Consider the following 15,804-nt stretch of genomic DNA (forward strand, 5'->3'; position numbering starts at 1 on the left):
GACCACAGCCTAAGCAATAGTCGTCAGCGACAACCTTCCAACAACCGATAAGTGTGAGCGTTCAAATTAGATTGCAGTTTCCAGAAAGGAGGTGATCCAGCCGCACCTTCCGATACGGCTACCTTGTTACGACTTCACCCCAGTCACGAACCCTGCCGTGGTAATCGCCCTCCTTACGGTTAGGCTAACTACTTCTGGCAGAACCCGCTCCCATGGTGTGACGGGCGGTGTGTACAAGACCCGGGAACGTATTCACCGTGACATTCTGATCCACGATTACTAGCGATTCCGACTTCACGTAGTCGAGTTGCAGACTACGATCCGGACTACGACTGGCTTTGTGGGATTAGCTCCCCCTCGCGGGTTGGCAACCCTTTGTACCAGCCATTGTATGACGTGTGTAGCCCCACCTATAAGGGCCATGAGGACTTGACGTCATCCCCACCTTCCTCCGGTTTGTCACCGGCAGTCTCATTAGAGTGCCCAACTAAATGTAGCAACTAATGACAAGGGTTGCGCTCGTTGCGGGACTTAACCCAACATCTCACGACACGAGCTGACGACAGCCATGCAGCACCTGTGTTACGGTTCTCTTTCGAGCACTAAGCCATCTCTGGCGAATTCCGTACATGTCAAAGGTGGGTAAGGTTTTTCGCGTTGCATCGAATTAAACCACATCATCCACCGCTTGTGCGGGTCCCCGTCAATTCCTTTGAGTTTCAACCTTGCGGCCGTACTCCCCAGGCGGTCAACTTCACGCGTTAGCTTCGTTACTGAGTCAGTGAAGACCCAACAACCAGTTGACATCGTTTAGGGCGTGGACTACCAGGGTATCTAATCCTGTTTGCTCCCCACGCTTTCGTGCATGAGCGTCAGTACAGGTCCAGGGGATTGCCTTCGCCATCGGTGTTCCTCCGCATATCTACGCATTTCACTGCTACACGCGGAATTCCATCCCCCTCTACCGTACTCTAGCTATACAGTCACAAATGCAGGTCCCAGGTTGAGCCCGGGGATTTCACATCTGTCTTATATAACCGCCTGCGCACGCTTTACGCCCAGTAATTCCGATTAACGCTTGCACCCTACGTATTACCGCGGCTGCTGGCACGTAGTTAGCCGGTGCTTATTCTTACGGTACCGTCATTAGCCCCCTGTATTAGAAGAGACCGTTTCGTTCCGTACAAAAGCAGTTTACAACCCGAAGGCCTTCGTCCTGCACGCGGCATTGCTGGATCAGGCTTTCGCCCATTGTCCAAAATTCCCCACTGCTGCCTCCCGTAGGAGTCTGGACCGTGTCTCAGTTCCAGTGTGGCTGGTCGTCCTCTCAGACCAGCTACAGATCGTCGCCTTGGTGGGCTTTTACCCCACCAACTAGCTAATCTGATATCGGCCGCTCCAATCGCGCGAGGTCTTGCGATCCCCCGCTTTCATCCGTAGATCGTATGCGGTATTAGCGTAGCTTTCGCTACGTTATCCCCCACGACTGGGCACGTTCCGATATATTACTCACCCGTTCGCCACTCGCCACCAGGATTGCTCCCGTGCTGCCGTTCGACTTGCATGTGTAAGGCATGCCGCCAGCGTTCAATCTGAGCCAGGATCAAACTCTATAGTTCGATCTTGAATTTTTTGCTCTTTCGAGCAACTCATAAACTGGAATTAACATGAACTTCATCACTGAAGTTCGCATTTCTTTTCATTCATGAGCGTTTGTAGGTCAGTTAAGACCTAGTTCCGAAGAACTTGGCAATCACCTTCAAACGCCCACGCTTATCGGCTGTAAATTTTTAATGAACCGAAGAGTTTTTACTTTCCTCGTTTGCCTCACCGTGATCAGCGAAGCCTTGAATTATGACACAGTTTTTATACTTTCGTCAAACTTCTTGAAAACTTTTTACGTTTCATTTCTTGTTTTCAGCAAGAAGGAATTGTTTCCAGAGAAGCTTTCGATTATGACACTGTTTTAAATCCATTGTCAAAATTTTTGGAAATTTTTTGCAGCGCCTCATTCAGTCTGATGAGAGGCCGCTGTTCCCAGCGAAGCCTTCGATTATGGCACAGTTTTACTAGCTTGTCGGCTTCTGCGCGCCCTTCGGCTCAAACTCTGTAACGGTCAGAAGTAGTTCCCAGGCGAGTCAAGAGCGCGCCAGCAATATCTAATAGAGGCAGCACCTCGTCAGCCGCTCCATGAAGGATGGCCTCCCGCGGCATGCCAAAGACGATGCAACTAGCCTCGTCTTGTACGTAGTTGTAGCTGCCAGCGTCCTTCATCTCCCGCATTGCTTTAGCCCCGTCGCCACCCATTCCCGTGAGCATGATGCCAAAGGCATTTCGCCCCACTACGCGGGCCACCGATTTAAAAAGGACCTCTACAGAAGGCTTGTGGCGGTTAACCGTCTCCCCGTCTTCAACTACGCATATATAGTTAGCCCCACTCTTGTCAACCTTAAACTGCTTGCCGCCCGGGGCGATATAGGCGTGGCCAGGAAGCACCCTCCCACCGTGCACAGCCTCTTGAACTGTGATTTGGCAGAGGGTGTTCAGTCGTGCGGCGAAGCTTGTCGTGAATCCCGGCGGCATGTGCTGCGTGATAACAATACCCGGCGAGTCTGCCGGCATGCGCATCAATATCTCCTTGATCGCCTCAGTCCCTCCCGTCGAAGCCCCTATGCAGATAAGCTTCTCCGTCGAAACCCGTCCCATGGATAGCAATTCCGGGCGGTGCGCCACACCAGGCGAAATGGTGGCGTTACCAGATGACGACGGGATAGGTTGCGTAGCCCGCCGAATGTGTGCCGACGCCGCGATACGCACTTTCTCAACAATTTGCCCGGCCAACTCATTAATCCCGTCCGTCAAGCCGATTCTTGGCTTGGCCACAAAATCAATTGCGCCAAGCTCAAGCGCCCGCATGGTTACCTCCGCGCCGCGCTCGGTCAATGTGGAAATCATTACTACGGGCATAGGCCGAAGCCGCATAAGCCGAGCCAGAAAGTCTATGCCGTCCATCCTCGGCATCTCTATATCTAACGTTATGACGTCAGGGTTGAGATCCCGAATCATCTCTCTCGCGATTAACGGATCGTTGGCAGCTCCCACACACTCCATATCCTTTTGTCGATTGATGATTTCACTCAGCAGCCCCCGGACAAGCGCAGAATCGTCGACGACAACAACGCGAATCTTCTTCACGCTTAGCCCTCAAAATAGATCAACAGAGCCGCCAGAATTCGACTTAGCGACATTTGCTGCGTTGCCGCGCCGCTCCTCGACAGCCAAAGTTTCAGGATGAGAGTGCGCCAACCGCTTTACCAATGCCTTGCCCGTTACAGGAAAAAAGCACACTTTGCGCGGATGAATGTCGAGCACATCTTGAGAAACAACAGGAATCCGCTCAGTGGATAGGTAATCCAACACAAATTGGGTGTTGCGCTCTCCCACATTCATCGTGGTGAACCCGGCCATAACCTGAGCCCCACCAAATATTTTGGCCTGCATGGTTTCCCGTCGCGCACCAAGTTTGAACATCTCGTTGATCAATAACTCCATCGCGAACGACCCATAACGCCCGGATCCCTCCCCGCCCTCTCCATCAGGCAACATGAAATGGTTCATACCTCCGGTGCGGGCTTTTCCATCCCAAATGCAGGCAGCAATGCAGGAACCCAAAACGGTCATCACCACTAAATCCTCGTTTGACACGTAGTATTCGCCCGGCAAGACTTTCACAGCATCGTATTGAAAGTGGTGGTCCGCATAGAAAAAAGAAGCCTCGCCCGGTTTGCGTGGCAGGGCCTTAAGTTGATCAACTCTCGACACTCGCCCGTTGGCAAGAACCTTCGTTTGGGATATGCCCGCTCCATGGGACTTACCCATAGAGGGCTCGGCGCTGTACTGTGGCAAGTTCATGTAAGCCTTTGTTGTTATTTGTGGAAGCCAGTCAGGTCACAGCCCTGTACGACCTGAGGGGGGAATGGAATCGTTAACGCCGCTCATAGACTGTCTTCCCTTTCAGAATGAACATGTCACGCGAATCGCTGAAATTTTCAGCATGCCCGACAAACAGCATTCCCCCTGGCTTCATGATCTTGTAGATACGCTCCAGCACTTTCCGTTGCGTGTCGGCATCGAAGTAGATCATGACGTTTCTACAGAAAACGGCGTCGAATGGTTCGCGAAAAGGCCAATCATCTCGAATTAGATTCACCATCAAAAATTCAATTAACTTGGATAGCTCCGGCTTGACCCTAACCATTCCGTCGTTCCCACCCTTTCCTCGCAAGAAGAAGCGCTGCATTTTGCTTGGATCGACACCCTTCATCCCATCAACTCTGTAGACGCCTTGCGCGGCGGACGCCAACACCTTTGAATCAATGTCGCTTGCCATTAACGAGAATTTCGGGTTCGGCCCCAAAGCCTCCAACGCAGTCATAGCTATGGAGTAGGGCTCTTCCCCCGTCGACGCGGCACTGCACCAAACTCTCCAAGGCATACCGGGAGACTTGGACTTTAAGAGATCGGCGAAAATTTCAAAGTGGTGATGCTCGCGGAAAAAAGACGTAAGGTTTGTAGTCAGTGCATTAACGAACTCTTGCCACTCGGGACTTTCAGCAGACTCTAACCACCCGAGATACTCGCGAAAACTCTGGTGACCCGTTTCCCTTAGCCTACGGGAAAGACGGCTATACACCATCGCGTGCTTACCGTCGTGGAGGCTAATTCCAGCACGCTTGTAAATCATGGACTGAACCCGATCAAAATCAGCATCAGTCCACGCGAATTCCCTGCCCTGCACTCCCGCTGACGAGCTCACATTCACTCCAGTTTCAGACAAGGTTTAAGATTGCTTCACCTGCAAGCCGGTGACTTGCCGGAATGCAAATCCCTAAGCGCTACATCCTCACTCCGATGCACCGACGAGACCCATATCCGGTGCAGACATTAAACGTTCAATGTCAAGGAGGATGAGCATGCGGTCACCCAGAGATCCCAGTCCCAAGACTGCTGCACTATCAATAACACTCTCAATATCCGGCGCGGCCTTAAGGCTCTCAGCAGGCAACTCCATAACATCGCTCACTGAGTCAACTACTATCCCAACGATACGATGCCTCAAGTTCAAAATAATGACTACCGTAAATGAGTTGTACTCAGCTTTCGAGCAACTAAATTTCAGTCGCATGTCTACGATCGGCACAATTGTGCCTCTCAAGTTCACGACCCCTTTTATAAAAGCCGGCGCATTCGCTACGCGTGTAGGCGGTTCATAGCCTCTGATCTCCTGAACCTTAAGGATGTCGATGCCATACTCTTCCTGGTCCAAACGAAAAGTCAGGTACTCCCTTGCATCCGTGGATGTTGGCCCATCTAATTTTTCCATCACGCCCATAACACCTCCTTCAATACGTTGGCATTAATGCCGAGAGCGACGAACCAAGGCACCGGTATCCAAAATAAGTGCAACCTTTCCATCACCAAGAATTGTTGCTCCTGATACGTTAGGAACCTTTCTGTAATTCGATTCCAAATTCTTCACCACGACCTGCTGTTGGCCGAGTAACTCGTCGACTAGCAATGCGACGCGACTTCCATCCGCTTCAACCACAACCATGATGTCGCACGATTTCTCGAAATCAAACCGCGGAATTTGAAAAATCTTTTCAAGTTCAATAACCGGCATGTACTCATCACGGACTTTGACCAATTGAGAGCCCTGTCCAACCGTGCTGACTGCATCTGCCTTGACCTGAAATGACTCGACCACCGACGACAGGGGCAGAATATAAACCTCGCCACCGACGCCAACAGACATGCCGTCCATGATCGCCAGCGTCAAGGGAAGTCGAACGGAAACTTTCATTCCGTAGCCCTCGGCTGAATCGATTTCAACCGTCCCGTTCAATGCGGCAATATTTTTCTTAACGACATCCATCCCGACGCCACGACCCGAAACATCCGTAACAACCTCGGCGGTCGAAAACCCAGGGGCGAATATGAGTTGCCAGACCTCTTGATCGGTCATCTGGTCCGATACATCCAGCCCCCGCTCGCGGGCTTTGGTCAGAATCCGCTGCCGCGACATGCCTTTGCCGTCGTCTCGCACCTCAATGACGATAGACCCACCTTGGTGTGACGCAGAAAGGGTGATTGTTCCGGTCTCAGATTTGCCGGCAGCCAAACGCTCTGCGGGCGACTCCACACCATGGTCACAACTGTTGCGGACTAGGTGCGTAAGTGGGTCGGTAATTTTCTCAACCAAGCCCTTGTCCAGCTCAGTAGCCTCCCCTTGCGTCACGAAATCCACTTTTTTGCCTAGCTTGGTTGCTAAATCACGCAACATCCGCGGGAAGCGGCTGAATACGATAGACATCGGGATCATGCGAATGGACATGACGGACTCTTGCAAGTCTCGCGTGTTCCGATCAAGATCGGCCAACCCGGAGAGAAGCTGCTGGTACACCGCAGGATCCAGAGCCCTACTGTTTTGCGCAAGCATGGCTTGCGTGATAACTAACTCCCCCACCAAATTGATCAACTGGTCGACTTTGCTGATCGCGACGCGAATGGTGGCTGCTTCAGGCTGAGCAGCAGCGCTGGCAGCCGCTGGCTTAGTGGCCCCAGTCTTTGCAGCCGCTTTTGGATCTACTGCGGCAATTGGTGTAGGTGCACCCGGCGCCCCATCAAAAAACCCGAAACCAGGAAATGCCGCTAACGGAGTTCCTGGCGTCGGATCGTCTGAACTTCCAGCGACTAACGACACCAGATCCTCGGCCTCGGAAACTACCTCGACTGTCTTGATCTGGATGTAATCCCTGGAAACATGGAATGCGAACAAATCCAGCAAATCCTCGTCCGTGGACGCTGTTTCAATAGCAAACAAGCGCGTATTCTTAGCGTCGCAAGGTACAGACGCGATCGTCCCCAGACCAGGGATATCTCTGAATAGTTCTTGCACGGCATCAGCTTGTTCGGGGCGTTCTAAAGGCCCAATACGAACCTCAAGCGATCGGGTTGACTTTGCCGCACTGACACCTGAAGGCGGCTTAGCTGCCGGGGTGGGCGGTGGCACGACAGCAGCAGGCCGCGGAGCAGCCAGAACTGGAATTTGCCCAGATGCCAGTTCACTGATTCGCTTGACTAGATCCCCTGTCGGCAGAGCCTCACCCTCACCACCGGCCTGGTGGCGCGCAAGCAAACTTCTGGATGCGTCCGCGGATTCCAGCAGGACATCTACCATCGCCGCGTTGGGCGAAAGCTCGTGCCTACGGAGACGATCGAGTAGCGACTCCATCTGGTGGGTCAACTCTGCTACGTCAGCGAAACCGAAGGTTGCAGCGCCCCCTTTAACAGAATGTGCACAACGAAAAATGCCATTGAGCACCTCATCATCCGCCGACTCTAGATTCAAATTGAGCAACATCTGCTCCATCAGATCCAGGTTTTCCCCCGCCTCTTCAAAAAAGATTTGATAAAACTGGGTTAGGTCGAAATCCCCGTTTCCACCGCCACTGTCCTGATGCGTTTCAGACATACCTCGCTCCTATCTTCTAACAATCAGAAAACTACGCAACAGTCAGCGAATGACCTTCTTGATAACGTCCAACAATCGCGCTGGATCGAACGGCTTCACCAACCAACCAGTAGCGCCGGCAGCGCGACCTGCCTGCTTCATCAAGTCACTCGACTCGGTAGTCAGCATCAAAATCGGTGTAGTTTTAAATTGCGGGTGGTCACGCAACTTCCTGGTGAGACCGAGCCCATCCAACCGGGGCATATTTTGGTCCGTCAGCACCAAGTCGAAAGACTGCGACTGCGCCTTTTCATAAGCATCTTGACCATCAACGGCTTCAACCACTTGGTACCCGGCCCCGGTTAAAGTGAAGGCAACCATCTTACGCATGGAAGGTGAGTCATCAACGGCGAGAATTAAAGGCATTTGGAACTCCGACTATTTCGATTAGGGGTAACAAGTATCTAGACTCAGAAAAGCTCAATAGAGCCAGCATCCATCTCATCTTGCGTCACGGGATTTGGACGTTCGGGCACTTCTTCAACAAAGGGTACCGCCTCTCCGTCCTCAACACCCATTGACTCGGACGCCAGCCGATAAGCGCAACCTTGGAGGATTTTCGACGTATGAATTATTAGTTGGGATGCCATATCCTGAAACTGAAGCTCGGTCACCGCCGCGCGCAAAGTGCTGCGAACATTGTCCAATTCCTTTGAATTCATCAACTCCGGAGTCGCCAAATTGGCGCTGGCACTTGTGAACCGCTCCATGAGATTTTCCATGGTGTGTGCAAGCAACCCATCCAACCTCGTCAGGTCGTGCACAACCACAAGCAGCGAATCCTGGACTTCGGCAACGAGCATGATCGGCATTTGAACCGCGGGGACAGTGGGGGTCGTCAATGTTGGCTGCATTGTCATGTGTCCTAAGTAACCGGTCTCCACATAGGTTTCGCTCCGTTTTTTTGGAGCTGAACGTCTCACGCTGTTAGATTAGCAGGAAACAGTAGGGTTGTGGAACTTTCGCAAACTTGCACACGATTTAGCCCTATAACCGACGCTTGGCCGACGGTCCCGCAGAACATCCATAATCGAACACCCATGGCATTGCAAAAATGGACACTTCCTCTGCGGCACCCCCTCTAAATATCTTGCACTTGGAAGACTCTGTGCAGGACCATAAGCTGGTCTGCAGGGCACTGGACAGGGCAGGTTTTTCGTACTTGATTACCCGTGTCGAGACACTGGCGGCTTTCACAGAGTCTGTCTCGACAAGTCGCCATGAATTAATTTTGGCCGACTATCGACTGCCCGGATTTACCGCAGTGGATGCCTGGTCTGCTTTGGCTCCCGGAGACAACCGCCCGCCGTTCATACTTCTATCGGGGGCAATAGGAGAAACAGCCGCCGTTGCGGCAATCCACCTTGGTATCAGTGACTATTTGCACAAGGATGATCTAGGCCAGTTAGGACGCGTTGTCACCCGTGCGATGGATGTGTATCGCACACGCCGAGCCAAGGAAAAAGCCGATCTGCAACTTGCCAGCTCCGAAAAACGTCTGTCTGAATTGAACGGCTACCTCCAAACAGCCATTGAACGCGAGAGAGCGTCTATCGCGCGAGAGATCCATGACGACATAGGAGGCTCTCTTGCGGCCGCCAAGCTTGACTTGGCGTGGATATCCAGACACAACCCCGACGCGAATGCGCAGGCACACATCCAGGCTGCAACTGACATGATCCAGCACGCGTTGGGAGCGAGTCAGCGAATCATGATGAGCCTGCGCCCATCCATCCTGGACCAAGGACTCTTCGCAGCGGTCCAGTGGTTGGCTTCGAGCTTTGAAAAGCGAACGGGGATCAAGACGACCCTGCGTACGACCAATGAAGAACTCTGCCCCGAAAAGGCGATACAGCTGACGGCCTACCGCACGGCCCAGGAAGCACTCACCAATATCTCGAAATATGCCCAGTGCAGCCTGGTCCAAATTGATATCTCTGACGCGGAAGATTTTTTGACAATGGAAATCAGAGACGACGGTGTCGGCATTTCAGAGCTGGAGATGCAAAAATCCCATGCGTTTGGCATCCGCGGCCTTCACGAGCGTGCGAAGACCATTGGCGGTTGGCTCGACATCAGCACCCGCCCAGGTGAGGGCACCTCCGTCATTCTTTCCGTCCCCCTTACGACAGGGACCAACCTTTCTCCGGAGGCACAATTCAAGTGATCAAGGTGATTCTCTGCGACGACCACGCTATGGTCAGACGTGGTATCAAAGACACCCTGGCGGACGCCATGGACATCGAAGTGGTAGGCGAAGCTGGCGGCTATGTGGAGGTTCGGGCATTGATCCGCACGACACCATGCGATGTGCTGATACTGGACCTGAACCTACCGGGACGGGGGGGGCTTGAAGTGCTGGCCAGCTTGCGCGAGGACCAATCGCCCATCAAAGTTTTGATTGTGTCCATGTTTGCCGAAGACCAGTACGCCATCCGATGTTTGCGCGCAGGGGCGGATGGCTACTTGAACAAGGCGGGCGACCCAGCCGAGCTGATTCCCGCCGTCCGCGCACTGGCTAAAGGGCGAAAATACGTCACCCCGGAAATATCCGAAATGCTGGTCGACAACCTGGCATCTCCAAGTACCGAGTCGCTGCATGCCAGCCTGTCAGAACGGGAACTACAAACACTGCTGAAAATCGCGTCCGGAAAACGACTGTCTGACATAGCTGAAGAACTCATGCTCAGCCCCAAGACGGTCAGCGTCTACCGAGCTCGCCTGTTGGAGAAGCTCAAACTGTCCAATAATGCGGAGCTAGCCGTCTACGCCATCCGAAACCAGCTGGTATAGGCTCAGCGCGTCGCACTTATTGGCGGGAAAAGATATCAATGGAACGCTCCAGAAGCACCATAAAGGGCTGGTCCAGCATCGGTAGCGTGACGGCGATACCAATCAGCCCAACCACTAGCGTAATTGGAAAGCCAATCGCAAAGATATTCATCTGTGGCGCTACGCGGGAAATAATTCCCAGAGCCAAATTGGCAAACATCAAAATGCCAACCATTGGCAGAGCTATCCACAACGCGCTGGCAAACAAATCTGCCCCCAAATGGTGGAGCCGCATATGCGCCAGTGTCTCCAGGAAGTTCTGGTCAACAGGAAAGCTCTGAAAACTCCGGATGATCGCAAACAACACCATGAGGTGCCCGTTTAAAGCCAGGAACAGCAAAGAGGTCATCTGACCGAAAAACCGAGCCACCGCGCTGGACTGCGCACCAATGGTTGGATCGAAAAACGCCGCGAAATTCAGCCCCATCTGGAACCCGACGACTTCCCCTGCCAACTCCACCGCCGAAAATACCACCCGAACCGCAAAGCCGATGGCTAGCCCTACCCCCACCTGCTGCACTACAACAGCCAGTGCGCCGGGATCATTAAAACCCACCACCGCCATTTCCGGCAAGCTGGCCTGGGCGGCTAGTGCGACCAGAAAAGCCAAGGCGACTTTGGCTCTGATGGGAATTGCCCTGGAAGAAAAAACTGGTGCCGCCGTAAAAACAGCGAGTACGCGCAAAAATGGCCAAATGATGGGGGATATCCAGGCCGCCAGCTGTGCCTCAGTGATGGAAATCACGACATATCTCAGGCTAAATGACAGATCCGGGTATGGCTTCTATCGTGCGACGAATGTATTCCACCAGCATGGTCAGCATCCATGGGCCCGCTATCGCAAATACGGCAATCACCGCAACCAGCTTGGGGACAAATGCCAGCGTTGCTTCGTTGATCTGGGTCACCGCTTGAAAAAGGCTGACTAACAAACCCACCACCAACGCCGTCCCCAACACCGGGGCGGACACCATCAGCAGCATCAATAGCGCATCCTGCCCCATTGTCAAAACCATTTGCGCGTTCATAGTCTGGCCTTCTTTCTTAAGTCACGAAACTCGCCGCCAGTGAGCCAATAAGCAAATTCCAGCCATCGGCCAGAACGAAAAGCATGAGCTTGAAAGGAAGTGCTACCAGAACTGGCGATAACATCATCATGCCAAGAGACATCAGGACACTCGCAACCACAATGTCAATCACCAGGAACGGAATGAAAATCATGAAGCCGATTTGAAAGGCCGACTTCAACTCACTGATGACAAAGGACGGCACCAGAACCCGCATCGGGGCGGTGTCAGCCTTAACCCCCGGGGGCAATTTGGCCAACTTGGCAAATAGTGCGAAATCAGATTGCCGTGTTTGCTTGACCATGAAGCTGCGCATTGGGGCTTCCCCCCTCTCCAAAGCCTGCTCAAAGCTGATCGCATTCTTTGTCAGTGGCAGATAAGCGTCCGCATAGACCTTGTCCAGGGTCGGTCCCATGACAAAAAAAGTTAAAAAGAGAGACAACCCCACTATGACCTGGTTGGGTGGAGACGATTGGGTTCCCAAGGCCTGGCGGAGCAGCGAAAGCACGATCACGATACGCGTGAAACCCGTCATCATCAACAATACCGCGGGCAAAAAAGACAGCGCAGTGAAAAAGAGCAGGGTTTGAATCGGGACAGAAAAGCTCATATTGGAGCCCCCCGTTCCCACTAGCAGTGGCAATTGCCCCCCGGATTGTGCCGAAGCTGATGCATGCAGCACCAAAACAAATAAACCCAGCAGGCTTCTACACATAACGGCCAAGCGATTCACACAAGCTCTCCACGCGTAAGGGGTTCCTGGTCGTTCGCTAACGGTGTTGCTGCGTCAAGGCCCCGCACCACGCCCGCCTCCTGTGCAGGGGCATCTACACCAACGCAGTGCAGGCGCGATATGGTCTGGCCAGTAACACCTAGCGTTAGCCAAACGCGCTTGCCTTCTGGGCCCACCTCCACCGTCACTACGCGCTGGTGTGGCCCGACGGCCAGTGCGGAAATGAACCGCGACTGACCGCTGACGTCGGCAAAGCGTCCCGGAACCCGTTGTTTCAGCCATTTCAAAGCCACCGGCAAACACACCAAAACCGCTAAAAATACGCCGACCAAAAGCCACGACTCAGTCATTGGGCGTTGTCAGCTCTTGCTTACCCGGCGCAGGCGTTCCGAAGGCGTCACCACGTCGGTCAAGCGGATACCGAATTTGTCGTTAACCACCACGACTTCACCCTGTGCAATCAAATAGCCGTTCACCAAGACGTCCATGGGTTCCCCTGCCAACGCGTCAAGTTCGACGACGGAGCCTTGGCCCAACTGCAGAATGTGCTTGATCGGTACCTTGGTACGCCCGAGTTCCACCGACAGTTGAACGGGTATATCCAGCACCATATTGATGTCGTGCATCGGTGCATCGCCACCGCCACCGGACATCGACGAGAACGGTTTTGGCACTTCCCCCGCCAACACGCCTCCCTGGCTGTCACTGCTGCCGGGCTCAGTGGCCTTTTGTTCCAACAGGGCTTCCGCCCAATCGGCCATGCCGTCGTCGGCCGCTTCGTCAGGTTTGTCTTCAGATGCCATTACTTTCTCCCAACCAGTTTTGGTCATTGCCCCGTAAGGCTTTGTCTATGCGAATGGCGTACTTTGAATTATGAGTTCCGTATTGGCATTCAAATACTGGCACGCCATCGACCGATGCCTGGATTTTTGGCTGCCGATCCAGTTCAATGAAATCGCCCTTCTTCATCGCCAGCAATTGTTCTATGGTCGCGTCAGCACGGGCCAATTCTGCAACCAAGGTAACCTCAGCGGCCTGAATTTCGCGGGTAAGCAAGTTGACCCACCGGCGGTCCACCTCTATGGAGTCACCCTGTGTAGAGGAGTAGAGCACATCCCGAATGGGCTCAAGCGTCGAATAAGGGAAGCAAAAGTGGATCGCCCCAGTGATATCGCCGATTTCCAGCTGAAATGAGGTAGAAATGACGATTTCGCTCGGCGTGGCAATGTTCGCAAACTGCGGTTGCATCTCGGAGCGCTGGTAGTCCAGTTCCAGCGGATAGATGCCTTTCCAAGCCTTCTTGTATTCGGCCGTGATGACGTCCACCAGGCGATTGATGACGCGCTGTTCCGTTGCGGAAAAATCACGCCCTTCTATGCGGGTCTGGAACTTGCCGATACCGCCATACAAGGTATCAATGACCCCGAATACCAGAGCGGGCTCACACACGATCAGACCGCTACCGCGCAGAGGCCTGATCGCTACGATGTTGAAGTTGGTAGGAACCGCCAACTCCCGCAGGAACGCGCTGTAGCGCTGCACGGTGACGGGTCCAACCGAAATTTCTGGGCTACGGCGGATGAAATTGAACAGCCCAACCCGCAAATTGCGTGTGAACCGCTCGTTGACGATCTCCATCGTAGGCATGCGCCCACGAACGATCCGTTCCTGGCTGGAAATGTTGTAGGTACGGACTTCTCCATGCTCCGCCGCCTCCTCGACCGTCTTCTGGCTCTCGCCAGTAACGCCTTCGAGAAGGGCATCTACCTCTTCCTGCGAAAGAAACGACTCACTCATATGTACATACCTGTGAAACCGCTATTGAACAATAAAGCTTGAAAACAACACACCAACCACGGGATATTCGGAATGGGTCCCTTTTGCCTTGCCCTTCGACTTTGTCTTTTTGGCCTTGGACGTGTCATGTTCGGCGTCTGCCTCTTCTTCCCCACCCCCACCGAAAGGCCTGGCCGTTTCGCGCAGGATATCTCGGGCTAACTTTTGCTTTCCGTCTTGGGTTAGCAATTCCGCAGCGGATCTCTGCGAAATCAACATGAGAATCCCGCTGCGTATGGTGGGGAGGAACGCCTTGACCTTGTCCACTGCCGGCGCGTCAGCCACTTCAAAGGTAATACCCACTTGCGCTACCCGCTCACCGCCGGGGTCGGCAAGATTCACAACCATGCTGTCCAGCGGCAAATAAGCCGGCGGCGACGCGGGCGCGGAGTGTGATGCTGCTTTTGCCGGAGTGGCATCGTCCCCCTCTTCCGCCGCAGCGCGCTGCTTGCTGATATAGAAAAACGCTCCCCCGCCGATCGCCAACACCAAAACCGCGGCGACGATGATGATCAACATCAGCTTGCTCTTGGCCGGGGCCTTGGCGTCTCCATCGCCAGCATCTGGTTTAGCAGCCACGTAAGCTCCTTGGTTCGAAAGTAAAAGGCTTCATTGCCGATTGGACCGCGCTGTCGCAGCGTGGCCTAGATAGTGACACATTCAGCGCCCTAAACAAAAAGATCCAAGGCGCCACCAGTAGATCGGCCGAAAACACCCCCCCTCTCGACGCGCGTCGGTTGCACGGAAACCACGCCCGCTTGACGCGCACCCTGGCGTGGCCTGCGCTCTTGATCGCCCGAGTTTCCAGCACCCGCTGTTCCCACCGACACGCCAGACAATACCAAGCCCTCGCTTTGCAGCATTTCCTTCAAATGCAGACTGGCATTCTCCAGCGCTGCGCGGGCGTGTATTTCGTCGGAGCGGAACGCAATGTGGGCTTCGTTCCCTTGCATGCGGATGCTCACTTCCACTGGTTTGTCTCCGATCCCATCGAGCTTCATCTCTGCGTTCTGAATATCATTGGAAATCCAATAGGCGACCTGGTCCGCGACATATGTAGCAGTGGACGCCACCGCTTCAGGCGCTACAGGTGCGGACGCCCCGTTTACGGGTTGCAAAAATGTCTGACCCGGTGCAGAGCCGTCCGAGAAGTTGGACCGGAAAACCGACCGCTCGCGCCCACTATCTTCCCGCCGCGCAGGGGTCACAGCATTGGCCGCCGATAGCATCGCGACAACCGGATTCAACGACTCGTCCACCAATCGATGAACTGTCTGCAGTTGGCGGATATCGGGTGCCGTTGTATTGGTATTGGTGGGCGTGGACAGAGCCTCCTGAGCAAACGCCAGGCGCGCTAACGCATCTTTTTGCGCTTTACCACCGCTGTCGGGAGGCTCAGTGGTTCCCACACCAAGGGCTACTTCCACAACCGGGACCGGGCGCTCCGGCCTGACCGGAGCCGTTGCCACCTTTGTCACTCCTACAAGATCCGTTGTCGGCACAGCCGCTACGTTGGGAAGGGCGGGGTCTTTGCTAGCTGGTGGCGGATTGAACCACTGCGCAGCCTGGGCCAGCAGGGCAGTTGCATCCACCGCCACCTCCGGTTGCACAGGAGCGGGCATGAGCATTGCAAGGTCGCCCAGCCCGATCTGCAAGGCCTTGTCGTCCTCTGGTGGTGTAAGACCCAGATCCCCACAGACTTCTTCCAACTCGATTACGTCCGTGGCCCCGGGTCCTTTCAACACCGGTGCGGGTCCCGGAAA

The 15,804-nt window shown here is 54.0% G+C and carries 17 protein-coding genes and 1 rRNA gene; 2 read left to right on the plus strand and 16 right to left on the minus strand.

The window, feature by feature from the left end; genetic code table 11:
* Positions 1 to 84: 84 nt before the first annotated feature.
* The 8 genes from AC097P_RS00365 to AC097P_RS00400 all read right to left on the minus strand — a co-directional run bounded on the left by AC097P_RS00365 (position 85) and on the right by AC097P_RS00400 (position 8,427).
* Positions 85 to 1,619: ribosomal RNA gene (locus AC097P_RS00365) — 16S ribosomal RNA — on the minus strand.
* A gap of 481 nt (positions 1,620 to 2,100) precedes the next feature.
* Positions 2,101 to 3,195 (minus strand): protein-glutamate methylesterase/protein-glutamine glutaminase, encoded by a 1,095-nt coding sequence (locus tag AC097P_RS00370; protein WP_479608388.1) that lies wholly within the window; start codon positions 3,193 to 3,195, stop codon positions 2,101 to 2,103.
* A 9-nt stretch (positions 3,196 to 3,204) separates the two neighbouring features.
* The gene (gene cheD, locus AC097P_RS00375; RefSeq protein WP_479609441.1) at positions 3,205 to 3,879 is read right to left on the minus strand and encodes a chemoreceptor glutamine deamidase CheD; all 675 of its coding nucleotides are present in this window, start codon (positions 3,877 to 3,879) and stop codon (positions 3,205 to 3,207) included.
* 106 nt (positions 3,880 to 3,985) lie between these two features.
* Entirely contained in the window at positions 3,986 to 4,837 is an 852-nt protein-coding gene (locus tag AC097P_RS00380; protein ID WP_479608389.1) for a CheR family methyltransferase, read from the minus strand.
* Between the two features lie 66 nt (positions 4,838 to 4,903).
* Complete coding sequence (locus AC097P_RS00385; protein WP_479608390.1) at positions 4,904 to 5,392, minus strand: chemotaxis protein CheW; 489 nt, start codon at positions 5,390 to 5,392, stop codon at positions 4,904 to 4,906.
* A 24-nt stretch (positions 5,393 to 5,416) separates the two neighbouring features.
* Positions 5,417 to 7,534, minus strand: coding sequence for a chemotaxis protein CheW (locus AC097P_RS00390; protein ID WP_479608391.1), 2,118 nt, complete (start codon positions 7,532 to 7,534; stop codon positions 5,417 to 5,419).
* A gap of 42 nt (positions 7,535 to 7,576) precedes the next feature.
* Positions 7,577 to 7,939 (minus strand): response regulator, encoded by a 363-nt coding sequence (locus AC097P_RS00395; RefSeq protein ID WP_479608392.1) that lies wholly within the window; start codon positions 7,937 to 7,939, stop codon positions 7,577 to 7,579.
* Positions 7,940 to 7,983: 44 nt separating this feature from the next.
* On the minus strand, positions 7,984 to 8,427 hold the full coding sequence (locus AC097P_RS00400) for a hypothetical protein (protein WP_479608393.1): 444 nt from the start codon (positions 8,425 to 8,427) through the stop codon (positions 7,984 to 7,986).
* A 242-nt stretch (positions 8,428 to 8,669) separates the two neighbouring features.
* Between AC097P_RS00400 and AC097P_RS00405 the strand changes: the two genes are divergently transcribed.
* Together AC097P_RS00405 and AC097P_RS00410 are read left to right on the plus strand one after the other, a co-directional pair.
* A complete protein-coding gene (locus tag AC097P_RS00405) occupies positions 8,670 to 9,740 on the plus strand; it encodes a sensor histidine kinase (protein WP_479608394.1) in 1,071 nt (356 codons plus the stop codon).
* Positions 9,737 to 10,366 carry a response regulator gene (locus AC097P_RS00410; RefSeq protein ID WP_479608395.1) on the plus strand — a complete coding sequence of 210 codons (630 nt, stop codon included), beginning with the start codon at positions 9,737 to 9,739 and terminating at the stop codon, positions 10,364 to 10,366. The genes AC097P_RS00405 and AC097P_RS00410 overlap by 4 nt, the downstream gene beginning before the upstream one ends.
* 16 nt (positions 10,367 to 10,382) lie before the next feature.
* On the opposite strand, the gene fliR is transcribed toward AC097P_RS00410, so the two are convergent.
* From fliR to AC097P_RS00450, 8 genes are all read right to left on the minus strand, one after another.
* Positions 10,383 to 11,150, minus strand: a complete 768-nt coding sequence (fliR, locus tag AC097P_RS00415; RefSeq protein WP_479608396.1) for a flagellar biosynthetic protein FliR — start codon at positions 11,148 to 11,150, stop codon at positions 10,383 to 10,385.
* 13 nt (positions 11,151 to 11,163) lie between these two features.
* Positions 11,164 to 11,433, minus strand: coding sequence for a flagellar biosynthesis protein FliQ (gene fliQ / locus AC097P_RS00420; RefSeq protein WP_479608397.1), 270 nt, complete (start codon positions 11,431 to 11,433; stop codon positions 11,164 to 11,166).
* Positions 11,434 to 11,449: 16 nt separating this feature from the next.
* Positions 11,450 to 12,187 carry a flagellar type III secretion system pore protein FliP gene (gene fliP / locus AC097P_RS00425; RefSeq protein ID WP_479609442.1) on the minus strand — a complete coding sequence of 246 codons (738 nt, stop codon included), beginning with the start codon at positions 12,185 to 12,187 and terminating at the stop codon, positions 11,450 to 11,452.
* 14 nt (positions 12,188 to 12,201) lie between these two features.
* Positions 12,202 to 12,555: a FliO/MopB family protein gene (locus AC097P_RS00430; protein ID WP_479608398.1), complete on the minus strand. Its 354-nt coding sequence runs from the start codon at positions 12,553 to 12,555 to the stop codon at positions 12,202 to 12,204.
* 9 nt (positions 12,556 to 12,564) lie between these two features.
* Positions 12,565 to 13,008, minus strand: a complete 444-nt coding sequence (gene fliN, locus AC097P_RS00435) for a flagellar motor switch protein FliN (protein WP_479608399.1) — start codon at positions 13,006 to 13,008, stop codon at positions 12,565 to 12,567.
* A complete protein-coding gene (fliM, locus tag AC097P_RS00440; protein ID WP_479608400.1) occupies positions 12,998 to 14,002 on the minus strand; it encodes a flagellar motor switch protein FliM in 1,005 nt (334 codons plus the stop codon). Before fliM ends, fliN begins: the two co-directional genes overlap by 11 nt.
* Positions 14,003 to 14,023: 21 nt before the next feature.
* Positions 14,024 to 14,620, minus strand: coding sequence for a flagellar basal body-associated FliL family protein (locus tag AC097P_RS00445; RefSeq protein ID WP_479608401.1), 597 nt, complete (start codon positions 14,618 to 14,620; stop codon positions 14,024 to 14,026).
* 89 nt (positions 14,621 to 14,709) lie between these two features.
* On the minus strand, positions 14,710 to 15,786 hold the full coding sequence (locus AC097P_RS00450) for a flagellar hook-length control protein FliK (RefSeq protein ID WP_479608402.1): 1,077 nt from the start codon (positions 15,784 to 15,786) through the stop codon (positions 14,710 to 14,712).
* Between the last annotated feature and the right edge of the window lie 18 nt (positions 15,787 to 15,804).

This window comes from Rhodoferax sp. ZS1R8, from assembly GCF_056521325.1.